Raw genomic sequence first — 25,178 nt, 5'->3', positions numbered from 1 at the left:
AGTTATTCTTTTACTTTATACAGGATTTCGAATACTTTAGCCAACGCAGTAGAAGTTTCTTTGCTGTAGCGATAAGTACTATCGGCTTTAATGTCTCTATACATTAACAGTACAGCCCGGTGTGATGCCTTACTCAGTTTTATTTTTTCAGCGCGTTCTTTAGCATCTTCAGGCTTTAAATTTAAGGCCTGCATTTGCTTAATCACAGCCAGATTCCGCTCCATGGGGATGATACCGTCTTCTTTGATAGAAGCGAGCTTAACATCTTTAGGCAAAGAGATTTTTAAATTCATAATACCGTTCAGAGAACCCAGATTCCCGTTAAAAGTATCTTTTAATTTGCGGTATTCCTCTGTTCCATACTTTGGACTAAAATGAAGCACTCCGCTAAAAAACATTAAAAATAAAAGTACTGATACCGCATATCTTGCCCAGGTTTTAACTTCGAATGTTTTGTCCCATTTGTAGTTAAGCAAATAGGTAAAAATAAAGCCTGAAACAAAGCCACCAATGTGTGCTGCATTATCTACTCTTTTACCAAATGCGCCATTTATAAGCACCAATAATGATACAATAAGCGTACTTGCCAATAAAGCCTGGGTTGCCCTGCGCTCAAAAGATTTATTAATCAATAAAGCAATAAAAGCCCCGTATAAGCCCATAATTGCCCCTGAGGCACCCATCATCACCCCTTCCTGGTGAAAAATCAAACTCACTAAACCGCCACAAACTCCACTCATTAAATAAATGAAGAGGTATTTTTTCCAGCCCAGTTTATTTTCGATCATTAAACCCAGATAAACCAGGGCATACATATTAAAAAATAAGTGCGAAACCGATCCATGTATAAATTGATAGGTAATTAAGCGCCAATATTGACCGTCAAGAACCAGATTTCGTTGATTAACACCAAAGTTTAGCGATAACTGTTTTATTTCTTCAATATAATCATCTTGGGATGCATTTCCGGTTTTTAACGAAAGATGAGCAATAAACACAACTGAAAAAAAGATAATTGCAAGGAAATATAAGGTATTGAGAAGAACAATAATCGGCGTTACAGTATAGCCTTTTTGAGGAAAAAACAGAAATAGTACATTTTTGATCTTGTTTTTGGTTGCTAAAGGTGCTTTCTCAAAATACTGATCATCCTGAGTTGCAATAAGCTGATGGAATTTAGACAAACTGTCTTCCCAAACATTTTTGAGATGGAACTCAACATATTCGAACTCATGAAAAAATTTTTCGAGGTTTAAGTCATTCTTGCCATAATCGTTAAAAAGCATCTGGATACCTACACACTCACTCTTTACTACAGCGAAATTTCCATGGATACGGATAGATACTTCTTCACTATACGATTGAAAAGATATGGGCGTGTATGCAATTAGCCCGCTCTCAGAAACATGACTAAGGCTCCAGCCTAAATTTTCAATAGCCTGCCTGGCTATAATTAAATATTTGTCTGCCGGAAAATCGGCCAAAGGAATAAATTTTTCAATTTTAGGCGAGTAACCCCAACTGATTAACATAGCGCATTTAGATTTTTTTCGCTACTAAGATAATATAAGGTGATAGATTTTTGCTTTCGAATGGGATAATCTTTGTAAATATTTTTCCGGTTAGCCAAACTGCTTTTTTAAACAAACGAACGCCAGCTGATTTTTGGCTTTCATTTTCCAGCCATACACTAAAACGGCCAAAATAACCCGATTTTACTTCTTTAAGTCCGGCTTGCTCACAGATCGATTTCAACAAAGCCGGATCCATGCTATTGATATTGTGTTTATCGTAATTTTCCTTATCGAAATTCTTTTGGAACCAACCGTTAACCGCCTTAAAATTTGGCAGCGTGATAAATAAAGTGCCACCAGGTTTTACAAAAGCTATGTGGCGATTAATAATGTCGGCAGTATCATTAAAATGTTCGATTAAGCCGCAGCTTAGTACAAGATCATACTGTTTCTCAGGCGTATAATTAAACAGGTCGGTTTCGATAACGTGAATATCCTTTTCGGTTAAACCGTTTTTTGCTAAAAGTTCATTAACAACGGGTGGGTGAACAAAGTAATCTAAAAGGGTAACATCAAGCTTGAAGTACTTTTTCAGAAACACAGCATAATAACCCGGGAAACCGCCCAGTTCAATAGCAGTTTTAACATTGTCTTTCTGAATCACATCTGCCAGTTGTGCATGAAATAAATAGTTTGAAGGTAACTGAACCGCAAGTCCTTTTTTACTTTCCCAATAATTTACCCAAAAAGCCCTGTCGGTTAATAAATTTGCCATGTATTAAATAATTCCAACCCCAAAGAAACGGAAAGTATGTTAAAGTTGAAAGGTTTCGATTGCTGGATTATTAAATTGTTTTATTGCTAATTTAAACGAGTATTAAAAACAACGATCTTTTCTCATTGCTTGATTGTTAAATGCTAGATTGTTCGGCAACTAGCTAGAAAACGAAAATTGTTTATGATCGGCAATCAACATATAACAATCCGTAATACGACAATCATTTCGCACCAGAACAGTTACAATATAACAATCCAGCAATAAAACAATCTTCCTGCACCATGCCCGATTAACCTATTTCAAATCCTTCAAAATCTCCGCTACTGCTTTTTCGAGTTGAGGATCTTTATCGGCGAGACGGTCTTCGAAAGTGTTTTTCACAAAAATATCGGGCTTTACACCTTCTTTTTCAATGTTCTTGCCATCCATAGTATAACAACCCCATGATGGCAAACGGTAAGAGGAACCATCAACCAAACCTTTAGCAGATGTAAAAATAATCCATCGATAAGTTTCTGTACCGATAATTTTGCCCAGTTTTAATTGCTTAAAACCTGCCGCCGTCATTTCAGCATCACTTAAAGATTGCTCGTTAATAAGCAGCACAATAGGCTTCGCTGCCGGCCCAAAATTACTTTGTGGAGCCATTTTACCACCGCGATATTTCCATTGTAAATAAGGGCGCTGAGAAAGGAATTTCAGCACATCATCATGCACGTTTCCACCAGTATTGTAACGGAGATCAAGGATGATGGCCTCTTTATTTTCTTCTTGTGCAACCATATCCAAAAGGAAAGTTTCCAGCTCGCCACCGCTCATGTTTTTCATATAAGAATAGGCAATCCGGTTATTGCTCCATTTGTCTACATTCTTATGATTTTGGCTAATCCACTCGTCATAAAGATTTCCGCGCAAAGTGCCAGAACTTTCAGGATGCACATTTACATAAACATCTTTTCCATTGCGTTTAAATGTTAACGTCATTTCCCGATCCAATGATGGCTTACTGAAATAATAATCGCGGTCTATTTTTTCGTCTACCTTAACGCCATTCACTTCTGTTAAAATATCCCCTGATAAAATATTTGTTCCGGTACGGGCTGCATTACTTTTAGCGGCAATACGTTCTACTTTTAAAGGGTTTTCGTTATCGAAAATAATCCCTGTTTCATTGGTAATGTAATTAAGGCTTTTACGTTCCTCTGCACCTGCACTATTAAAACCCATGTGCGAAGAATTCAGCTCGCCAAGCATATCATTCAATAAAATTCTCAAATCACTCCGGTTATTTACATAGGGCAAATAAGCGGCATAACGTGTCCTCATTTTATCCCAATCTATGCCATGAAATTTTTCGTCGTAAAAATTTTCATCTAAACCTACCCAGGTTTCGTAAAACATCTGGTTAAATTCAGCATTTAGGTTTCTGGTAAATTTATAACCGTGGTCTACCCGATCAAGTTTATTTCCTTCTAAGCTATATTTGTTGATTGTCCCTCTTGATAAAACGAAAAATTTATCCCCTGCCGAAATAATGGAGTAATCACCCCCATCGGCAACTTTTTCAGTTTTATTGGTTTCAAAAGGCTCAATGGTGGTACGATAAAGGCCAGGTGAACCACCTTCATGGTTAGAGGAATAAAAGACATAGGTTTTATCGCCCTTGGCGTAAGCATCTGTTCCGTACTGGCCGCCAAATGAAGGACCAACCAATTCTATTCTATCAAGGATATCTTGAGTATTAATGGTAATTACATTGGCTGGCTTAGGTGTAGGTTTAACTTCGGTTTTCTTTTTAGCTGTATCGGATTTTGCTTTTTTATCATTTTTATTTTCAGGTGCTGCAGGCTTAACATCTGTTGGTGCTGGTTTGCTTTCTTTAAACAGATCGTCGAATTTATCAGAACGGTAAGGCTCATCGTAATTGTTTAAGGCCATGCGGTAAATATGCGCATTCTGCATCCCCGTTGGATAAGAAGGTTTGGTACGGGCACTGGTAAAGAAAATATACTTGCCATCCGGCGACCACGCCGGCCCGGTTTCTGTAACACCGGTATTAGTTAAGTTAATGGTTTTATTACCTTTAATATTATGCACCATAATATCCTGCTCAAAATTACGGTAAACGGTAAAAAGTACGTATTCATCATTAGGCGAAAAACTCGGTGCGGCGTTCTGGAAAGCCCAAAACTCGTCGGTGACCAATGTCTTTGCGTCGAAAGTTTTAAGATCCATCAGTTTGAGCTCATTTCTACCACTTAGATACACGGCCATGGTTTTGGTTTTGTTTAAAGTGATGTCGCGTACGTTTGCCTTGTCTTTGGTAAGCTGTTTTACAGATCCTTTGCCATCACCGGTAATGGTAAACCAGTTCTGATAACCATTGGCCGTTTGGCTGAATAAAATCGTTTTGTTATCGGCCAGCCATTTACATTCAAGAGCACGTTCGCCGCTATTGGTAATTTTGCGAATAAACTTTCCATCGGCATCACTCACAAACACCTCACCTCGCGAAATAAAAGCCATTTTTTTCCCATCGGTAGATACGTCAAATGCTGAGATATTCCCGCGGACATCGTACTCTTGTTCTTTACTTAACACTTGATTGCGCGAAGTGCTGATATTTACTTTTTCTGTCTTTTTTGAGGCCACATCATAGGTGTATAACTGATAGTCCTTTTCGAACACAACTGTAGTTCCATTATCAGAAACAAATGGACGTTTAATAGAGGTATCAAAATTGGTTAGACCTGTTTTCTTTCCATTAATGAAAGTATATAGGTTGTATTCATCATTTCCCTCATCCGATACAAAAAAGATATTGCCTTTTTGATCAACACTCGTCCAGAAATCTTTCCCAATGTAATCCGTATAACGTTTGTATTTTTTTGTTTTCGGATTATATGACTGAATATCTGGATTATAAGCCCCTTTATAATGTTTACGATTGGTGAAACGGTAGCTCTCCCAGGTATCGTTAAAAAAAAGCTCTCCCGTTGGCGATTCGGCAATGTGGTGCGTGGTATTGAAATAATTGTCGAATAAGCGTACAGCCGTACCACCGCTTACACTTACTTTATAGCTTGAAAAAGAATTATAGCGACCAGAAGTGAAATAAATTGTTTTCGAATCCCAGCTCCAGTTGTCTACTTCATCACTGGCATCGTTAAAAGTTAACTGTTTAATATCACCACCTGTTAAAGGCATAACATACACATCATAATTACCAAACTGATTAGATGAAAAAGCCATCCATTTCCCATCAGGAGATATTTTCGGGTTAATTTCTTCCCCCTGCATGGCGGTAATCCGCGATGCAACACCTCCTTTTACCGGAACTTTCCAAATGTCTCCGTCGTAACTGAATACTATTGTTTGCGCATCTGGCGTTAAAGCAGGGTATGCTGCAAAGTAGGTTTGGCCTTGTGCAAAAGAATGAATAGGCCACAAAAAAGCTAATGCTGTTAGCGATTTTAAAAGGGATTTGATCATGATTTATTTTGTTTGGCTTTGGATGGATTAACCCGGCTTGTTTAAAGTAACCATTAAATTCAGGTATGATTAATTAAATATCAAAGGTTCCATCCTACAATTAAAAAGCAATAAAAAATATTAGGATGAAATTACGCAACAGATTTTATATTCGTAAACAATAAAATGTATTTTTGATCGATTTGAAAGTAGTACACCTAAATACCTATGACGGAAATGGCGGAGCAGGACGTGCTTGTTTGCGCTTAAGTGACGCCCTAAAGGCGAGTGGAATCGATTCAAAAGTATTGGTTTACTATAAATTTGGTCAGAATCCCAAAATAGATACTTTCAGCAATTCACCCTTTCAAAAAGCCAAGGCCGTTTATAACATCCTATCGGAAAGATATTTCGCAAAATGGCTCAGCAAATCGGTAAAAACGCCCTTTAGCCTGCAATGGTTTGGCCGTTCGGTTATAAACCACCCTGATGTTAAAAATGCCGATATTATCCATTTACATTGGGTAAACCACGGTTTTCTTAATCCTAAATTTTTAGCCCAGCTTGATGAACTGGAAAAACCGATTGTGTGGACTTTTCATGATAGCAATGCTTTTACGGGCGGATGCCATGTGCGTTATGGCTGCGAAAACTTTCATCACCAGTGTGGTAATTGCCCGATTCTGAAAATCAGTGGCAAAAACGATATTTCGCACAAAACCTGGCTACGTAAACAAAAAGCTTATACTGAATTAAATTTTCATATTGTGGCACCGAGTAAATGGATGGCTGCATCAGTAAAGTTTAGCAGTTTATTGGGTACTAGAAAAGCAACCGTTATCCCTAATACTATAGAAACTAAAATTTTCAAACCTTATGTGAAATCAGAGGCGAAGAAAATTTTAAAAATCAATCCTGATAAGTTTGTTTTGATGAGTGGTTTTATGCCCTCAAAAAACGACAAACATAAAGGAACGCCTTATTTGATCGAAGCTTTAGAAATCCTTTCGCGCAGGGCCGGAATACAAAAAGAAAATATTGAACTTGTTATTTTCGGAAACAAGGAAAATGCAGAAATGCCAGAATTCCCTTTCAAAACTACCTTTTTAGGCACTATTAATAAAGACGATCATTTAGCGAAGTGTTATTCTGCCGCCGATGCTTTTATTACACCTTCCCTTGAAGATAATTTACCCAATACCGTAATGGAAAGCTTGGCCTGCGCTACACCTGTTGTTGCTTTTACCACCGGTGGGATTCCGGATATGGTGAAACACATGCAGAATGGCTACCTGGCCGAGTATCAAAATGCCGAAGATCTGGCAAACGGTATCGAATGGCTGTATCACCGTCCAAATAAAGAAGATATCCAAAAAGCAGCAAGGTTAAGTATTTTAACCGATTTCTCGGAGGAAGTAATTGCTGCAGAGCATATCCATCTTTACGAAACATTGATTGATTTACAGCCAAAATAACTCAATATCTTAATAAAATTTTACGGTTCTATTTACAATTCGGTTGGCAAAATCTTATTTTCTTTTCTACGAATAAAAATTTGGTCAATCTTTATTAAATTTATAGCGACTGAAACTGTTTAATGGAAAGCATCGCAAATTATTCTGAAAGTATTAAGGCATTAAAATCGGCTATTCTATTGAGCCGGTATAAAGCCGCTACTTCAGTAAATAAAGAACTTTTGTTGTTATATTTTACGGTTGGTAAATTTATTTCGGAAAAGACAAAGAAAGAGAAATGGGGAGCAAAGGTTATTGATAACCTCTCTACAGATTTACAGGCCGAACTACCAGGTTTACGGGGATTCTCAGCTACAGGCATAAAAAGAATGAGGTTCTTTTTTGAATCTTGGGAAGAATATTTTCTCACCAAGCCATCGGCAAAGGGACAATTATCCATCATTGATATTGAAGAAATTGAATTTAGACCAACACTGTTGGACCAAATACAAAATACTGATAATGAGATGGTTAAAATTAGACCAACACTGTTGGGCCAAATTGAAAATCATTTTTTTAAACTAAGCTTTTCACATCATGTAGAGCTCATCCAGGCTACTGAAACTTTAGAGGAAAAGATATACTACATCCAGAAAACAGCTACAGAATTCTGGAGCTTAGCTACCTTAAAACATCAACTTAAAAACAAATCTTTTAGCAATTCGGGTAGTTTACCAAATAATTTTTTAAAAACGATTTCTAACGAGGAGATAAGGAACAAAGCGCTACAATCTTTCAAAGATGAATACCTGTTAGATTTTATTAATATAGAAGATACTGACGAGCAAGATGAACGGGTTTTGGAAAGTGGAATAGTACAGAATATTAAAAAGTTTTTAATGTCGTTAGGAACCGATTTTGCCTTTATTAGCAATCAATATAGGTTAATTGTTGAAGACGAGGAATATTTTTTAGACCTTTTGTTTTTTAACCGACGTTTACAATGTTTGGTTGTTTTCGAACTAAAAACCGGAAAATTCAAACCTGAGTATTTGGGCAAAATGAATTTCTATTTATCTGCTCTTGATGAATATGTTAAACAGCCACACGAGCAGCCATCAATCGGCATCATACTTTGCAAAGAAAAGAAAAACAAAATTGTAGAATTTTCATTCCGCGATTTTAACAAAGCAATGGGTGTTTCTACCTACAAAACCAGTGCAACATTACCTAAAGCATTTAAAGGTTTAATCCCAGATGCTGAAACCTTTAAAAAATTAATGGATTAACCCATGTCCAAATTAACAATCATCACCATTGTATATAATAACGTTCGCGATATCGAACGTACCATTCAATCGATCCTTAAACAGACTTATAAAAAAATTGAATATATAGTAATAGACGGCGCATCAACTGACGGCACTTTGCAGGTTATTGAGCGTTACAAAGATCAGATTTCGAAAATCGTATCAGAACCCGATAAGGGCATTTATGATGCGATGAACAAAGGTTTGTCCCTGGCAACAGGCGATTATGTATTATTCATGAACTCAGGTGATGAGATTTATGACGAACAAACAGTAGAAGATGTTTTTGCCTCTACTCCAGGTGCCGATATTTACTATGGAGAAACGGAAATGTACAATGATAACTGGGAAAATTTAGGCCGTAGAAGGCACGAAGCACCCGAAGAATTTGATTGGACTAGCTTTAAATATGGCATGAACATCAGTCACCAGGCCATTTATATCCGCCGCAGCATTATTACTACTTACGATTTAACCTATAAATACAGTTCCGATATAGACTGGATTATTAAAGCAGCGAAAAAAGCTTCAAACATTGTTAATGTTCACCGTTATGTAGCCAAATACCTGGTTGGCGGCATGAGCAAGAAAAAACACCGCGAAAGCCTAAAAGAACGGTTTAAAATATTTACTAAATATTATGGCTTGATTCCCAATATTTTTAACCACATTATTATTGCGGGTAACCTGGCTTTGTATTTTGTTAAGCATCGTAAGACAAATGATTAACTCTTCTTTTCGAACCGTCTTTCTGAACCTGTTTCAGAATCTATCTAATTTGATTTACGAAACAAATAGCTATCGGAGAAGTCAATAATCATTAAAAAAAGATGCTGAAACAAGTTCAGCATGACGAGCGGACTAAGTCACTGCATCCCTTAATCTCAAATTTCTAAAAACAATAATTTTCGCCAACTGTCTTTAATACATAACCTATTAAAAATTAAAGATTATGGGACAATTAAGTAACCGCACTATTGCTGTACTTACAGAAAGCGGATTTGAAGAAGTAGAATTAACCGAACCAGTTAAAAGGTTAAAGGAAGAAGGAGCAACCGTTCACATTATCTCCTCAAAAAGTGGAAAAATAAAAGCCTGGGATCAAGACCACTGGTCGATAGAAGTTGATGTTGATAAAACCATTTCAGAAGCAAATGCTGATGATTATAACGGATTACTCTTACCAGGCGGCGTAATCAATCCTGATCAGCTACGCGTTAACGAAGATGCGATCGCGTTTGTAAAATCGTTCTTTGCTGATGGAAAACCTGTAGCAGCCATTTGCCACGGACCTCAGACTTTAATTAATGCAGATGTGGTTCAAGGCAGAAAAATGACTTCAGTGAAAAACATTTCACAGGATTTAATCAATGCAGGCGCAGTCTGGTCAGATGAAGAAGTTGTGGTAGATCAGGGTTTGGTAACGAGCCGTACACCTAAAGATTTACCTGCTTTTAATGATAAAATTGTAGAGGAATTTGCCGAAGGTGTTCATGAAGGGCAACACGCCTAAAAATTTTGGACGCTCTTTCTAGATTCACTCAAAAACGGTTGGCAAATTGCCAGCCGTTTTTATTTTAACCTGTTCTTTTGTGCCGTCAGATGTTACCATCTGATGGAGCATTATTCTCTATAAAATGGAATTACCTGACAGAACCGTTTTCAATGTTGGATGTAACATCCAACACCACTAAAAAGGTCAGTGCGGATTAAACAATCTGGCAATTACCCTTTATATTTTGGATCGTTTTTTCTGAAGCGTTCAGCTATTTTTGCTAATTCTGAATCATTTAATTTAGACGTCTTTTTGAGCGCATCTGTAAAGGCCTTTATTTCCTCCTTAGAAGCAGGGCAACCAATGATATTTTGACCTTTTACTTCCAATCCGGTACCCTCGGGACGGAGATGTGAATCAACAATTAATTTGCCATTGGCATCAAAAATAAACCACACCGGAATGCCGAAACCATCACTTTTATACGTCTTCAACAATTCGGCAGCACCAGGATTTTCAAGGTTTTCTTTTCCTTTCGATTCCAATACCGTTAAATGCTCAATTACGTAACTTTTCTCAAAATAAGCTTTAATTTCCGGATCGTTCATGCTATCATCCATTTTATGGCACCAGCCACACCAGGAAGCATGAAATAATACAAAAACATATTTCTTTTCTTTTTTCGCTTTGGCAATTGCGCTGGTTAATATCGCATCGGCACTTGCAGGTGGTGTATCCGGTTTAAAAGCAGTACTAATAAATAAAATAAAAAAACTGTAAAGAATTATATTTTTCATAACATAAAGGTTTGATTTTGAGATGTAATTTAACCAATTATTTATTAAAGCTTTACCTGTCTGATGATATTTTTAATATTCAGTTCGATAATGTCGGTCATGGTTTTACAGCGAAGATAATTTGTATCCTTAAAATAATCGCTCATGCCCTGTTTTAACAAAGCGATATTTTCCGGCGTGGTGAGTTCTTCTTTGTTCGAAACGTCGCGGAGATCAGTTAATCTGTGTCGCTCACTCCTCACCCGGTGTACAATAGACGAGCGTTCTTCCTGTTGGTATTGCAGTACCGTTTTCTCCGTCAATTGCTCCATGCTCATTTTTACATAAGGCAGATTCTCTTTAAAAAACTGGGGCAAATAAACCTTCAGGTTGCCTTCGTAAAACTGCTGATCAAAATCTATAGCCCGGATACGGAATTGGATATCATCAAAATCAGGTGTAATCTGTACCACAAAATTATAAGCACGCATGTCGCCTAAAAGCATAATCAAACAGCGCTCATTAAACTTTACAAACTCTTTTGCAATACGGGTAGGGTTAAACTCTGGAGTATACAACTGTCCTTTTGTAAAAACATCTCCTGGAATCCCGGCAATATGCTCTTCTACCAAAGTATCCCCATCAACCAGGTAATTTACCTGATTTGGTGAAAGGATTTCTTCCATTTCTAAACCGTAAATCCGAGAGGCATCAGCTTTTTTAATGTAGAAGTAATCATAAACATCATTTAAACGGTTTACAATCCGGATACGGAAAGGATGCGTATTTCCAAAAGTACAATACTCTATTTTATCGATATATTTATGCTCAACGATACGCAGGTTACCCGATGCTTTAAGATTTGCATAAATTTCTTTCAAACCATCGTGCAATCTTTCAATTAGATCCTGCGCATAAATCGGCCCTTCCCAGAGCGAATCTTTACCAAACTTATCCATTAAAGGGAAAGCCTCGTTAAACTGCATCAGATCGTTATAACCGATGGGCAGTTTGGCTTCGCGCTGATAAGTACGCAAATATTTCTGCAAAGCAGGTGTAACCGGAAAAATCGGCTTCTTTTTTGAAATTTTTACATCGTTGTTTTCCATGCAGAGGCAATGTACTGTTTTATGGAAATATGTATATATTTTTTTACCACAAAGTTCACGAAGAAATAAGAGAAAACAGAGAATGTTTAAATGTGAAATAATATATTGGCCACGAAAGCACGGAACACAAGGAAATATTATCTATTCTTGAGTCCGTAGCGAACGAATAGTCTGCTTAACTCATCTTTCTCTTTGAAACTCGGTGTTCTCAGTGGTTATTAACCCTTCGGATAACTGAATGGGAATCCACTCAGATACCTGCTGATTTTCCGGTAAGGATAATTACCTGCTCCATGATCGGCGAATTGCACAATAATAGTATTCGTTTTCGGATCAATATACAGCCTTTGCCCCAGCATACCTTCAGCAGCATAATCTCCCTTGTTCCCTTCCTGCGGAATCCACCAAAGGTAATGATGAGCTGATTTTTGCCAGCCTTTTGCGGATGCTGGTTTTTCAGCACCAATATTAACAGATTGATTTACCCAATCTTCCGGCACAACCTGCTTTCCATGATATTTCCCTTCATTCAAATATAAACGCCCGATTTTAGCGAAATCAATCGCCGTTACCTGAAACCGGCTGGCAGTATTGGTTAAACCGTTTACCTGATCTAGCCCCCAGGTAGCATTATATTGAGTGCCGATCTGTTTCCACACATTTGCTTCAAAATACTGCGCTACTGATTTACCCGTTGCCTTCTTTAAAACCCAGCCTAATAAAATTGGATCGATACTTTTGTAGACCCAAACCGTACCGGGCTTATTTACCAGTTTAACTTTCATCAACTGCGCTTTCATATCATCAGTATAATAATATTTGGCTTCATCAGAGAAAAATGCCTTTACAATCCCACCCAACGCATCCTGAAATTCAAGTCCCGATTTCATCTCCAGGAGATTTTTTAAAGTAATTTGCGCAAAGGCAGGGTTCGATTTTAATTCAGGAATGTATTGTGTTACTTTATCATCTAAGCTTTTAATACTATGATCTGCCAATGCCTGACCGATAGCAATAGAAATCATACTCTTAGCTCCCGAGAATATACTCTTTAAGGTACTATCGCTATAACCCTTATCATATCGTTCATATAAAACACTATCATTCCTAATTACGATAAAAACATTGACCTGTCCATTTTTTAAATAGTCTTTTAAGGAAATGGATCGGTTATTTCCATCTAATACATGAAGTGTATCCAGATCATTCCTTTGTTTTACAGGTCTGATAAAATGAAAAGCCGAATCACTTTTATGTGAAACTTCCTGTGGAAAAATTTTATAAGTTTCGGCGCTGGGCGTTCTATATCTTAATACCCTTCTGAGGTATGGTTTCCAGATCAGGAGCGCAAAAAGTAGTAAAAAAAAGGAATACATCATGATTAAGAGTATCTTTTTAAAGGTTTTCATTTGTAGTTTAAAATTGATATCAAAATAAATTAATTAGATATTAAAATTGTTTATTATTTTGTATTTAATTAAAAATACTTAGTCATAATTAAATCTATGAGCTATCTAAAATATAGTTGTGATGAAAATTCCCTTTTAATTCATAAAGGCGCTACTCAATTCAAAAAAAATGAAGTCAAAACAGACCAGGAAACCTATATTATACCTAAAGAATACAAATCAGCTAAAATAAATAATTTTCTATCTAAGCACGAATTAATTGGATTTAAAGGGGAACTTAAATTTAAAAAGTTATTAGATGATAACAAAATACCTTACTTATATATTGGTCAGGGACCTAATGGCATAGAAAAATCAAAAACGTTATTAGATCATTCCGAATCGAAACGCCCAGATTTTTTATTAAACATTAAAGACCTTGGTACAATTCTCTTTGATGTTAAATGTAGAGCGAAAATGAATTGTGCTAATAACAAAGAAGCTTTTTTTGCTTTATTTATTTCAGAAATTAACGCATTAATAGAATTACAAAAATCTGTACAAATGCAGGTTTGGATCGCATTTATAGAGAGAGATGAAAATGAAGATCTTAAAGATTGCTTCCATTTTATATCAATATCTGACCTTCATAAATTTTTCGGAGAGATTCAAAGGGACAATTCTTTCCAACAAATAAAAGTTTTGAGAATCCCCAATCAACTTTTAAAAAAAATAGGTAAAAAAATATCTTTCAGTATCGGGCACGTTGATTTTTCTCCCAAGATAATCCGAAAATCTATCCAAATACATTTAGAACTGATGGAAAATTTAAAAAGTCAAATCATAATGTTTATACGAAACAATAAATGCTACAAATCTAATATTGGCCGTGAAATTATCAAACACAAGATGAAAACCTACTACATCAAAGAGGTAGACGCATGTACGGAGACTCTTATTAATGACAAGGTTATTTTACATTCAAGGTATAAACATTTAAGCCTGTCTTAACATTTAATTTTTGCTAAGAATCAGTTCCGCTTTTGGCTTATATTTCCATCGTTTATGGCTCCACAACCAATAAGCGGGTTCTTCATTAATCATTTGCTCCAGAAATCGGGTATGAAGTTCAGTAATTTCAAATTGAGCGGTTTCTGCTGGATTTAAACACAATGGAATACAATCCACACTGTAAAAACCACGCTTAAGCACATTTATTTTGAAATAGAATATCGGTTGACCGGTACGTTTCGCAATTTTCTCAATCCCCAATTGAACAGAACTGGGCTGGTGCATAAAAGTGGTCCAATAATGCGATTCGTCTTTCGATGGCGCCTGATCGTTCCCAAAACTAAAGATACTTGATTTACCTTTACTGGCCTGCAATGCACGCATGGTCTGCCGCATAGCAACGAGTTTATTTCCGAACCTGCTCCTAACTTTTTTAAACCAGTTATCGAATACCGGATTGGTTAAAGGTTTGTAAATAGGATAATGATCTGCATGAAAGTTGAGCCCTATACCCAGCGTACCCCACTCCCAGTTACCATAATGTGCCGAACAGATCAATACACTTTCACCACGGTCTAAATAGGCCTGAACCCAGGCTTTATTTTTAAAAATGAAACGCTTTTCTATTTCTTTTTTTGAGATGCTGCTCATTTTTACGATCTCAAATATCAGTGAAGCCAGATAATGGTAAAAACGTTTTTCGATAAGAATAATCTCTTGTAATGTTCTATCAGGAAGGGCATTTAACAGATTTTCCCTCACCACTTTCCGACGATAGCCGAAAACAAAATAAAGCAGTAGATAAGCTCCATCGGCCAGAATGTATAAAACAGATAGTGGAAACAGAGATAATACGCCTAAAAAAAATATTCCCAAATGGGAAATCCCCTCTTTAATCATATCAGATCGAATTGAATTGCTAAATTAAAAAGCGACTCAAAAAACTATGCCACAAAAATGTAGATTTTAATTAGAGGCGCAAAAATAGCTTAAACCATGGCATCCATCACATTCTGATCTCTTGCCACCACCTTCTGAACTTTCTGTTCTGGTTTATATTTCCACCTTCGGTGGCTCCACAACCAATAAGCCGGCGCTTCTTTGATCATATCTTCTAAAAAATGGGTATGCATTTCAGTGATTTCAAATTCAGCAGTTTCATCAGGATTTAAACAGATCGGAACACAGTCTACTTCGTAATAGCCCCTTTTTAAATGATTTATCTTTAGGTAAAAAACAGGACGATTGGTTTTTTTAGCAATTTTTTCTACACCCAATTGGATCGACGATTCCTGGTTTAAAAACATGGTCCAGTAGTTTGATTCATCTTTTGAAGGAGCCTGGTCACTTCCAAAAGTAAACATGGTCGCCTCATTTTTACTCGATTGAATAGCCCTCAAAGTTTGACGCATCGACACCATATTGTTACCGAATTTACTTCTCATGTTCAGGAACCAACTATCAAAAGCTTCACTACTCAGCGGTTTATAAATTGGGTAATGTTTGCCGGAAAAGTTTAAACCAATAGCCATGCATACCCATTCATAATTGCCATAATGTGATGAACAGAAAATTACACTTTCGTTATTTTTAAGATAGGCTTCTACCAGATCGGTATTTTTAAATTTCACCCTTTTATTAAGCTCTTTTTTGGAGATGCTTTTCATTTTGATCACTTCGATAAAAAGTGAAGCCAAAAATTTATAGAACCGTTTTTCTATAGCATAAATTTCAGCGGTGGTTTTCTCTGGAAAAGCATTAACCAGATTTTCTTTAACCACTTTTCTACGGTAGCCAAAAACATAAAAAATTAACACATAAAATACATCTGCCAATCTATATAAAATAAATAGCGGAAACAGTGAGAGCATATTTAATAAAAATATACCCATTTTGGATAACCCTTTATTAATCATGATGGGAACGATTAGTTTGCTTGGAAAGACACAAAATTAAAGCAGAGGGCAAAATTAATTGCCATCCGATTGTTAGTTTTTTATTCCCATAAGTTTTATGAAAAACTGCTGACAGAAAATGGCAGATCTGATTAAAAATCAATTGACAAACTAGGCACCTCAAGTTCTGTTCTTCCCATTAAAATCCTAAGGCCATACACTTAATGACAGCCAAACCTATGAGCACAGCCCTGATGATTCTAAAACTTATTGCAGCGGTATCCCCCGATTTAAGCACTATTTTTTGTTTTTTTATGGTGTGCTTGCTTGTTCACAGGTTTCATCGGGGATTTAGCGAAAAGAAGGACTGACTTTAAAAAAGGTATTCAAATTGCTTTCCTAATTATTTTTACACCTCCTAAATTCGCCCTAGACTTGATTAAACAAAAAGCAAACTTGTTTTTCTATTTCTGACCACCTAAGCCATCTTAGTTCACACTAGAAATAGACACCCAGCTCAGATGTTCTTAGATGCCTCAGGTGGTAAAACAGACAGCAATTTGTTATGCTCTATTATTAATACTAATTGGTAAAACGCAAAAAAGCCCCGATTTACATCGAGGCTTTAGTAAGCTATATTATAAATCCTCCTTTAGGGGATTTAGGGGTTAAGTGTACTATCTACCGTTATTTTTACGTTGCTGCTCTGTTAAAAGAATTTTACGTAAACGCATGCTTTGCGGCGTAACTTCGATATACTCATCAGCCTGGATATATTCCATAGCCTCTTCCAACGAGAATTTAATTGCAGGTGCGATACGAGCATTATCATCTGTACCAGAAGCACGCATGTTGGTTAATGCTTTTCCTTTAACGATGTTAATAACTAAATCGTTATCGCGGATGTGCTCTCCTAAAATCTGACCTTCGTAAATATCAGTTCCTGGATCTACAAAGAAACGACCTCTATCCTGTAATTTATCAATAGAATAAGCAGTAGTCATACCTTTATCCATAGAGATTAAAACGCCATTCAAGCGACCAGGAATTACACCTTTCCAAGGCTCGTAAGCTTTGAAACGGTGAGCCATAATCGCTTCACCAGCAGTAGCAGTTAATACGTTGTTACGTAAACCGATAATACCGCGAGACGGAATTTCGAATTCTAAATGTTGTAAATCCCCTTTTGGCTCCATAATCAGCAACTCACCTTTACGTTGGGTTACCAATTCAATTACTTTACCAGAAACCTCACCTGGTACATCAACGATTAAAGTTTCAATTGGCTCATGTTTTTTACCATCGATTTCTTTAACGATAACCTGTGGCTGACCAACTTGTAACTCGTAACCTTCACGACGCATCGTTTCGATTAATACCGATAAATGGAGAATACCACGGCCATAAACTAACCATGAATCTGCGCCTTGGGTTTCAACAACTTTAAGTGCAAGATTTTTTTCCATTTCTTTCATCAAACGATCTTTGATACGTTGAGAAGTAACTAATTTACCTTCTTTACCAAAGAATGGGGAGTTGTTAATGGTGAACAACATATTCATTGTTGGCTCATCAATGCTAATCACTGGTAATTGCTCTGGCGCCTCGAAATCAGCGATGGTATCACCAATATCAAAACCATCAATACCCACAACTGCACAAATATCGCCAGAACCAACTTCCTGAGTACGGATTTTTCCTAAACCTTCGAAAGTATAAAGTTCTTTAACTCTTGTTTTAACGATTTTGCCATCACGTTTAATTAAAGTAACCGGTTGGTTTTCTTTAATTGTACCACGGTGAACACGACCGATTGCAATACGACCTACGAAAGAAGAATAATCTAACGAAGTAATTTGCATTTGTAAAGTTCCATCGTTAATTGGTGCAGGTGGAATATTAGCCACAACCGCATCTAACAATGCGAAAATATCTGTAGTTGGCTTCTGCCAGTCAGTACTCATCCATCCTTGTTTAGATGAACCGTAAATTACCGGGAAATCCAATTGATCTTCAGTTGCCTCAAGGTTAAAGAACAATTCGAAAATTTGCTCGTAAACCTCTTCCGGGCGACAGTTTTCTTTATCCACCTTGTTTACAACCACGATTGGTTTTAAACCTAATGCCAAAGCTTTTTGCGTTACGAAACGTGTTTGAGGCATTGCACCTTCAAAAGCGTCGCAAAGTAAAAGTACACCATCAGCCATTTTTAATACACGCTCAACCTCACCGCCGAAATCCGCGTGACCAGGAGTATCAATGATGTTAATTTTTACATCTTTATATTGTACCGATACGTTTTTAGATACGATAGTGATCCCACGTTCACGCTCTAAATCGTTGTTATCTAGTATTAATTCTCCTTTTTGTTCATTATCACGAAAAACAGAACAAGAGTGTAAAATTTTATCAACCAAAGTGGTTTTACCGTGGTCAACGTGTGCTATAATAGCTATATTTCTAATCTTTTGCATAAAATGCGCCTATAAATTTGGCGCAAAGATAGTGTTTAAAAATGGGAATTCTACTATATGAATCACTATTTAATGCTATGATAATGTTGTAATTATCTCATCTTTAATTAGAAAAGCAATTGTAGTAGCACTTAGGTTGGCTTCGGCCCCGCTGTGCACTATAGTCCTCATAAAAAATTCGGAGCTGCCGTTTCCATCGGGTTTAAATCACTCGGCTACTCATACTATTAATGTTTTCAAACCAAGTGCTAATCAGCCTTAATTAGCGCTCATCCATTCCGAATAAGAAATCACCCCCAGTTCCGGCTTCGCTTCTCCTTCCAAAATGGCAATAAACTCCAATGCATGCCCATCAGGATCGTTAAAATAAATAGCTAAAGCCGGCATCCAGGCGAAAACCATAGGTTCTTGATTTCCACTTTTAAGAAAATTATAAGGCTGAAGGCCTTTAGATTCGAGATATTGAACTGATTTATTCAGCACATCATCCACCTCACAACGGAATGTAAAATGCCTGATATCAATTTCGGTTTTTGGTTTTTCCCAAATCCCCAACATGGCTTCCCGGGGTTTGCCGATCCAGAAAAAGGCAATTCTGCGTTCTTCTTCATAATGGCATTGTGTTAAACCTAAAACATTACTATAAAATTCGATCGATCTTTCTAAGTTCTCTACGTAAATATGTGTTTCAAATAATCCTTTTATCATGTTGTTAAGATAGGAATAAGTTAAAGCCACAAAAAATCATGTTTTTCGATACTGCCATCAATAAAATCGATAGACAAAATTATTCAGCAGATTGGGTTACCAAAAATGCCGCTGGCGTATTAATCGTAAACAAATAGATCGGAATGAATAAAAAGGTTTTAAAGTATACAGGCAGGTTTTTAATGGCTTTTATCGCATTGATTGGGATTTACTTCCTCACTGCTTTTTGCTGCTCACGTATTACCGTAAATGCCAATCCAACAAACCCAAAAGAAATTGCCATTTATGTTATGACAAATGGCGTACATACAGATATTGTGCTTCCTGCGGTCACCGAACAGATCAACTGGACAAAAGAAATCAATTATCAAAATACGCTTGAAGCTGATAGCACTTATCAATTCCTGGCTATAGGCTGGGGTGATAAAAAATTCTACCTCGAAACGCCGGAATTTTCTGACCTTAAACTAAGCAATGGTCTAAGGGCAATATCCGGATTAAGTACATCGGCAATGCACACCACTTATTACAAAAACATACGGGAAGATGCCAGCTGCAAAAAAATTATGATTAGCCATGCACAATACAAACAACTTATTGAGTATATCTTAAATAGTTTCAAAAAAGATGCAGCAGGCCATTTGATCAATGTGAAATCAAACATCCATTATGATATTGGTGATGCGTTTTATGAAGCAGAGGGGAGTTACAGCGTTTTAAAAACCTGTAATACCTGGGCAAATGCGGCTTTAAAATCCTGCGGTCAACGCAGTTGTTTATGGACGATATTTGATACCGGTATTTTTTTGAAGTATAAATAGCCATGCGAACGATCGTCATTCCCAACTCGATTGGGAATCTTAAAGCGCTTGTATTACGATTCCCGCATGCGCGGGAATGACGACCATACTAATCGATTCTATCACTAAACCTCAAATGCCCAATCTAAAAAGGCTGGCATTACACTTTCCCATGTTGGAACATCGTGTTTGCCACCAACTTTTTCATAATAAAAAACATTTTCGGGTCTTTTATAACCTTTATTCAGGAGGATTTTAACAACATCAATGGTATCATCTATCGAATCGATGATCATATTTTTATTCCTGTCGGCCTTTTCGTCTTCTGTTCCCGTCATCAACCAGAATTTCATATCCGGCTTGGTAGAAGTATTTTCCAGCTGCTGGTGCATAATGCGGTCGGCATCGGTATAACCCTCGGCCAGGTCTTTTTTTCTCCACCAGAATGCACCCGAAAAAACACCGATAGCATCAAAAGCCGAAGGATTATTCCAGGCAATATCAAACGCAGATAAACCACCCAAAGAAAATCCTGCAAAACCCACCTTGCCTGTTATCGGCATCGCAATTTTCTTTTTAACGAAAGGTAAAAGTTCCTTGATCACAAAATCGGTGTATAAGTCAGCCTTTGCACCCCGGCCTTTAAAATCAGGAACGCCCGCAACACCATACTCCATCAGTCGTTCTTCCGAAGCCTTAATGGCCACAACAATTAACCTATGGTTTCTTTTACCATGGTGCGCTTCTTCCAAAATCCGGCGGAAATTCATTTTGGCCACATCCTGTCCGTCATTTAATAAAAGAAGCTCTATTTTCTCGTTTCCTAAAATACCTTCAGGTGTATAAATATCTATTTCTACCTCATGCTTTAAATAAGCAGAGGGTATTTTAAAGTTGCTGGTGTTAACTTTTACCGATAAAATTGTGGTGTACATCATAATCAAATCCCCTATCACGTGGCTATTGCCTCAGAATTAGGCTGCAAAGGTACAAATCTCTGTAAACTATTAATTATCATGGGTTAATTTTTACAATAGCGTTTAATTTGTATTATTTTACTCTTTAAACAATTCCTTTTGTAAATTTTAATTTATACCTTAATCATTCAATTTTTATTATGGTTAAAGAAGAACATAAGAAATGGTATAGTCCGAATTTAAACGGCGAAATCGACATGCTCATCTTTGGTCACGGTGGTATACCTGTCCTACTGTTCCCAACAAGTATGGGTCGATATTTTGAAACTAAAGATTTCAAATTGATAGATTCTGTTGAGGGATTTATCAACGAAGGAAAAATCAAAATTTATTGCCCTGATGGCGTTGACAAATTGAGTTGGTACAACAAAAGTATCCATCCTGCAGAACGGGTTAAAAACCACATCTGGTACGATAAATATTTACTGGAAGAGGTAGCCCCGCTGGCCAGGCACGAAACCGGGCATAGTAAAATTATTACGGCTGGCTGCAGTTTTGGTGGTTATCATGCTGCAAATTTTGCTTTCCGGCATCCCTGGTTGGTTAGCCATATGTTTAGTATGAGTGGCGCTTTCGATATCTCCGGCCAACTTGACGGCTTTTACAACGATGATGTTTATTTCAATAATCCTGTAGATAACCTTTTAAACAACAGCAACCCAGAACTGCATTACATGAAAATTGTGTTGGGTACAACCGACCGCGACATGTGCAAACCAGATAATGAGCGTTTATCAGATATCTTAAACAAAAAAGGCATCGATCATTGGCTGGATATCAGGCAAAATGCTGACCACGACTGGCCAATCTGGAGAGAGATGTTCCCGAATTATATTGCACAGCTTTAGTTTAGTCTAAAGTCGGCAATCTTAAGACCCGAGTCGATTTAGGATATAATCATCAAACAATTAATCGATTAACCAGTTAAGCAATTAACCATAATGCTTAAACAATTAAAATTTAAAATTTACCAATGAAAAAAATAGGGATTTTATTCGGACAGGAGCGTTCTTTTCCTGAAGCCGTAATCGAAAGGATCAATCAAAAAGCAGAAAAAGGCATTACCGCAGAAGCTGTTAAAATCGATAAAATATTTCAGAATGTACCCCTTGGCTATTCGGTTATCATTGACCGCATTTCGCAGGATGTACCTTTTTATCGCGCCTCATTAAAAAATGCTGCAATTACCGGAACTGCCGTAATCAACAACCCATTTTGGTGGAGTGCCGATGAAAAATTTTTCAATAACGCGCTGGCCGAACAGATTGGCGTACCCGTGCCCAAAACAGCATTAATACCTTCAAGAGAGCATCCTACAGGAACTACCGGAGAATCGTTTTCGAATCTCACCATGCCTCTAGACTGGGATGCCATTTTCGAGTATACTGGTTTTCCTGCCTATATGAAACCTTACGATGGTGGTGGCTGGAGAGATGTTTATAAACTTCATGATAAAGAAGATTTTTTTGATAAACACAGCGGCACCCAACAACTGGTAATGCTTTTGCAGGAAGAAATTATTTTCGAAGAATACTTTAGGTGTTATTGTATAGGCGGTAAATACGTTCGTATTATGCAGTACGATCCCCGCAATCCACATCATTTACGCTATGCAACGGAAGGTAAATCACCGGATCTGAAATTGCTTAAAACAGTAGAAGAATACACCCTGAAGCTATGCAAATACCTGGGATACGATTTCAATACTGTTGAATTCGCTGTGCGTGATGGAGTGCCAATCGCAATCGATTTCTGTAACCCTGCTCCGGATGCAGACATCAAAAGTGTTGGTCAGGAGAATTTTGACTGGGTAGTAGAAACAACTGCAAATTATGCCATAGAAAGGGCTAAAGCACAAAAAGACGGACAAGACAATTTAACCTGGGGCGAATACATCAAATCGTCAGTTGGTGGTAAACCATTAATAACTAACTCAACTGTTGCTAAAGTAGCCGCACCAAAGAAAGTTACCACTACTGAAAAGGCTAAAACTGCAACAACAGATAAAGCGCCTGCAAAGCCTAAAAAGGCAGCAGCAAAAAAATAATTGGGATTTAAATTCTAATCAAATAACATGAATGAGTTTACGCTGGGCATAGAAGAAGAGTACATGGTAATTGATCCCGTTACCAGAGAGCTTACTTCCCACGATCAAAAAATTGTTGAAGCTGCCCAAAAGATTCACAAAGACCAGGTTAAAGCAGAAATGCACCAGGCAGTAGTAGAAGTTGGAACCGGTATTTGTAAAACCACTACAGAAGCGCGCAAAGAGATTTCTCAACTGCGTTATACCGTATCGCAGCTTGCCGGAGAACAAGGCTTAAGGATTGGAGCTGCTGGTACGCATCCCTTCTCACACTGGGAAAAACAGTTAATTACTGAACATCCCCGTTATAACGAGATTGTGAACGAATTACAGGAGGCTGCACGTTCTAACCTTATTTTTGGCTTGCACGTACATGTAGGCTTCCAATCGCGCGAACTGGCTATTCACATCGCCAATCAGGTGAGGTATTTTTTACCGCATGTTTTTGCTTTATCAACCAATTCGCCTTTCTGGGAATCGCGGAACACAGGTTACAAATCGTTCCGTACTAAAATTTTCGATAAATTCCCACGTACAGGCATCCCGGATATCTTTAATAGCATTGAGGATTATGACAATTATGTAAAACTGCTCATCAAAACCAATTGCATGGATAACGCCAAAAAGATCTGGTGGGACATCCGCGTACATCCATTTTTTGATACCGTAGAATTCAGAATATGCGATTGCCCGATGCTGATTGATGAAACCATGGCTTTTACAGCATTATTTCAGGCTTTATGTGCTAAACTGTATAAACTGCGTTTGCAGAATATGGAGTTTATCAGTTATTCAAGAGCATTGATCAACGAAAACAAATGGCGGGCTGCACGTTATGGGATTGATGGCAATTTGATCGATTTTGGTAAAGAAATGGAAGTAAACTGCCGGAACCTTGTTTTAGAATTACTGGATTTTGTAGATGACGTAGTGGATGATTTGGGCTGCCGCGAAGACATTAGTTATGTGCATAAAATCCTGGAGCATGGTACCGGAGCAGACAGACAGTTGGCTGTTTACCAGCAAACTGGTAACTTTGAGGCCGTGGTAGATTACATTACCACTCAAACACTTATAGGCGCAAAGTAATTTAAAATGGATAAAAGAAGCTTAAAGGTAGCCGTTATTGACATGAATAACGGCGCACCTAATCAGGGTATGCGGGGAATTCAGGAAATTTTATCCCGTTTTAAAAATGAAAATAATATTGATTTAAGCTTTGATATTTTTGATTTAAGGCAAAAAGGCGAAATGCCAGACATTGGTTACGATGCTTATATTTCTAGCGGTGGACCAGGGAGCCCAATTGAAAGTAAAGGCGAACAATGGGAAAATGATTTCTTTAATCTCTTAGATCAGATAGAAGCTTTTAACCATAAAAATGACGAAAGAAAAAAGTACGCCTTTTTAATTTGCCATTCCTTTCAATTGGCTTGTAGAAAGTATGAATTGGGCAATGTAACCGAAAGACGGTCTAATGCTTTTGGGATTTTCCCGATTACCTTGACTGAAGATGGAGAAAGAGACGAAATTTTTAACGGCATCACCAATCCTTTCTTTTCTGTTGATAGCCGTGATTGGCAGGTGATCGAGCCAGACTTTGCAGCTTTTGAGAAAAAAGGCGCAAAACTATTGGCCATCGAAAAGGAGCGTAAACATGTTGATCTGGAACGCTGTATGATGTCGATCCGCTTTTCAGATGAAATTATCGGTACACAATTCCATCCCGAGGCCGATCCGGTGGGCATGAAAATGTACTTGCTTCAGGAAGAAAAGAAAAAAGCAATTGTTGACATGCATGGCGAACAAAAATACCTGGATATGTTAAACAGTTTAGACGATCCGGCAAGGATTGTGCTTACGCAAAGTGTTATTTTACCTAATTTCTTAAATAAAGCGATAGGGAATTTACAGGAAGCATAGAACTAACAC

The 25,178-nt window shown here is 37.4% G+C and carries 21 protein-coding genes; 10 read left to right on the top strand and 11 right to left on the bottom strand.

Going from position 1 to position 25,178, the window contains the following annotated elements:
* Positions 1–2: 2 nt before the first annotated feature.
* The 3 genes from ACUN24_RS07090 to ACUN24_RS07080 all read right to left on the bottom strand — a co-directional run bounded on the left by ACUN24_RS07090 (position 3) and on the right by ACUN24_RS07080 (position 5,784).
* On the bottom strand, positions 3–1,532 hold the full coding sequence (locus ACUN24_RS07090) for a rhomboid family intramembrane serine protease (protein ID WP_445561853.1): 1,530 nt from the start codon (positions 1,530–1,532) through the stop codon (positions 3–5).
* A gap of 7 nt (positions 1,533–1,539) precedes the next feature.
* Positions 1,540–2,289 (bottom strand): class I SAM-dependent methyltransferase, encoded by a 750-nt coding sequence (locus ACUN24_RS07085; protein WP_445561852.1) that lies wholly within the window; start codon positions 2,287–2,289, stop codon positions 1,540–1,542.
* Positions 2,290–2,586: 297 nt separating this feature from the next.
* A complete protein-coding gene (locus tag ACUN24_RS07080; RefSeq protein ID WP_445561851.1) occupies positions 2,587–5,784 on the bottom strand; it encodes a S41 family peptidase in 3,198 nt (1,065 codons plus the stop codon).
* A 173-nt stretch (positions 5,785–5,957) separates the two neighbouring features.
* Here ACUN24_RS07080 and ACUN24_RS07075 point away from each other — a divergent pair, with 173 nt between their 5' ends.
* The 4 genes from ACUN24_RS07075 (at position 5,958) to ACUN24_RS07060 (ending at position 10,040) form a co-directional block, all read left to right on the top strand.
* The gene (locus ACUN24_RS07075; RefSeq protein WP_445561850.1) at positions 5,958–7,238 is read left to right on the top strand and encodes a glycosyltransferase family 4 protein; all 1,281 of its coding nucleotides are present in this window, start codon (positions 5,958–5,960) and stop codon (positions 7,236–7,238) included.
* Between the two features lie 122 nt (positions 7,239–7,360).
* Positions 7,361–8,506, top strand: a complete 1,146-nt coding sequence (locus tag ACUN24_RS07070) for a PDDEXK nuclease domain-containing protein (protein WP_445561849.1) — start codon at positions 7,361–7,363, stop codon at positions 8,504–8,506.
* Positions 8,507–8,509: 3 nt separating this feature from the next.
* Entirely contained in the window at positions 8,510–9,256 is a 747-nt protein-coding gene (locus ACUN24_RS07065) for a glycosyltransferase family 2 protein (protein ID WP_445561848.1), read from the top strand.
* Between the two features lie 223 nt (positions 9,257–9,479).
* A complete protein-coding gene (locus tag ACUN24_RS07060) occupies positions 9,480–10,040 on the top strand; it encodes a type 1 glutamine amidotransferase domain-containing protein (protein WP_445561847.1) in 561 nt (186 codons plus the stop codon).
* Positions 10,041–10,252: 212 nt separating this feature from the next.
* Here ACUN24_RS07060 and ACUN24_RS07055 read toward each other — a convergent pair whose 3' ends face one another.
* The 3 genes from ACUN24_RS07055 to ACUN24_RS07045 form a co-directional block, all read right to left on the bottom strand.
* Complete coding sequence (locus ACUN24_RS07055) at positions 10,253–10,819, bottom strand: thioredoxin family protein (protein ID WP_445561846.1); 567 nt, start codon at positions 10,817–10,819, stop codon at positions 10,253–10,255.
* A gap of 44 nt (positions 10,820–10,863) precedes the next feature.
* Positions 10,864–11,907: a hypothetical protein gene (locus tag ACUN24_RS07050; protein ID WP_445561845.1), complete on the bottom strand. Its 1,044-nt coding sequence runs from the start codon at positions 11,905–11,907 to the stop codon at positions 10,864–10,866.
* A 218-nt stretch (positions 11,908–12,125) separates the two neighbouring features.
* Positions 12,126–13,316: a serine hydrolase domain-containing protein gene (locus ACUN24_RS07045; protein ID WP_445561844.1), complete on the bottom strand. Its 1,191-nt coding sequence runs from the start codon at positions 13,314–13,316 to the stop codon at positions 12,126–12,128.
* Positions 13,317–13,412: 96 nt separating this feature from the next.
* Here ACUN24_RS07045 and ACUN24_RS07040 point away from each other — a divergent pair, with 96 nt between their 5' ends.
* Positions 13,413–14,306: a hypothetical protein gene (locus ACUN24_RS07040; RefSeq protein WP_445561843.1), complete on the top strand. Its 894-nt coding sequence runs from the start codon at positions 13,413–13,415 to the stop codon at positions 14,304–14,306.
* A 3-nt stretch (positions 14,307–14,309) separates the two neighbouring features.
* On the opposite strand, the gene ACUN24_RS07035 is transcribed toward ACUN24_RS07040, so the two are convergent.
* From ACUN24_RS07035 to ACUN24_RS07020, 4 genes are all read right to left on the bottom strand, one after another.
* Positions 14,310–15,206 carry a lysophospholipid acyltransferase family protein gene (locus ACUN24_RS07035; RefSeq protein WP_445561842.1) on the bottom strand — a complete coding sequence of 299 codons (897 nt, stop codon included), beginning with the start codon at positions 15,204–15,206 and terminating at the stop codon, positions 14,310–14,312.
* Between the two features lie 89 nt (positions 15,207–15,295).
* Entirely contained in the window at positions 15,296–16,222 is a 927-nt protein-coding gene (locus ACUN24_RS07030; RefSeq protein ID WP_445561841.1) for a lysophospholipid acyltransferase family protein, read from the bottom strand.
* A gap of 656 nt (positions 16,223–16,878) precedes the next feature.
* Entirely contained in the window at positions 16,879–18,675 is a 1,797-nt protein-coding gene (gene typA, locus ACUN24_RS07025) for a translational GTPase TypA (protein WP_445561840.1), read from the bottom strand.
* 258 nt (positions 18,676–18,933) lie between these two features.
* Complete coding sequence (locus tag ACUN24_RS07020) at positions 18,934–19,383, bottom strand: VOC family protein (protein ID WP_445561839.1); 450 nt, start codon at positions 19,381–19,383, stop codon at positions 18,934–18,936.
* A 143-nt stretch (positions 19,384–19,526) separates the two neighbouring features.
* On the opposite strand from ACUN24_RS07020, the gene ACUN24_RS07015 reads away from it, so the two are divergent.
* Positions 19,527–20,204 carry a TIGR02117 family protein gene (locus ACUN24_RS07015; protein ID WP_445561838.1) on the top strand — a complete coding sequence of 226 codons (678 nt, stop codon included), beginning with the start codon at positions 19,527–19,529 and terminating at the stop codon, positions 20,202–20,204.
* Between the two features lie 104 nt (positions 20,205–20,308).
* Here the strand turns inward: ACUN24_RS07015 and ACUN24_RS07010 are convergent, their stop codons facing one another.
* Positions 20,309–21,121: an alpha/beta hydrolase gene (locus tag ACUN24_RS07010; RefSeq protein WP_445561837.1), complete on the bottom strand. Its 813-nt coding sequence runs from the start codon at positions 21,119–21,121 to the stop codon at positions 20,309–20,311.
* A gap of 179 nt (positions 21,122–21,300) precedes the next feature.
* On the opposite strand from ACUN24_RS07010, the gene ACUN24_RS07005 reads away from it, so the two are divergent.
* The 4 genes from ACUN24_RS07005 (at position 21,301) to ACUN24_RS06990 (ending at position 25,169) form a co-directional block, all read left to right on the top strand.
* Positions 21,301–22,008 carry an esterase family protein gene (locus tag ACUN24_RS07005; RefSeq protein WP_445561836.1) on the top strand — a complete coding sequence of 236 codons (708 nt, stop codon included), beginning with the start codon at positions 21,301–21,303 and terminating at the stop codon, positions 22,006–22,008.
* 125 nt (positions 22,009–22,133) lie between these two features.
* Positions 22,134–23,207: an ATP-grasp domain-containing protein gene (locus ACUN24_RS07000; protein WP_445561835.1), complete on the top strand. Its 1,074-nt coding sequence runs from the start codon at positions 22,134–22,136 to the stop codon at positions 23,205–23,207.
* Between the two features lie 27 nt (positions 23,208–23,234).
* Positions 23,235–24,335: a carboxylate-amine ligase gene (locus ACUN24_RS06995; RefSeq protein ID WP_138819678.1), complete on the top strand. Its 1,101-nt coding sequence runs from the start codon at positions 23,235–23,237 to the stop codon at positions 24,333–24,335.
* A gap of 6 nt (positions 24,336–24,341) precedes the next feature.
* Positions 24,342–25,169: a type 1 glutamine amidotransferase gene (locus ACUN24_RS06990; protein WP_445561834.1), complete on the top strand. Its 828-nt coding sequence runs from the start codon at positions 24,342–24,344 to the stop codon at positions 25,167–25,169.
* Positions 25,170–25,178: the final 9 nt, after the last annotated feature.

It is taken from the genome of Pedobacter sp. WC2501, from assembly GCF_052682415.1.
This window is presented reverse-complemented; position numbering and strand designations above follow the sequence as displayed.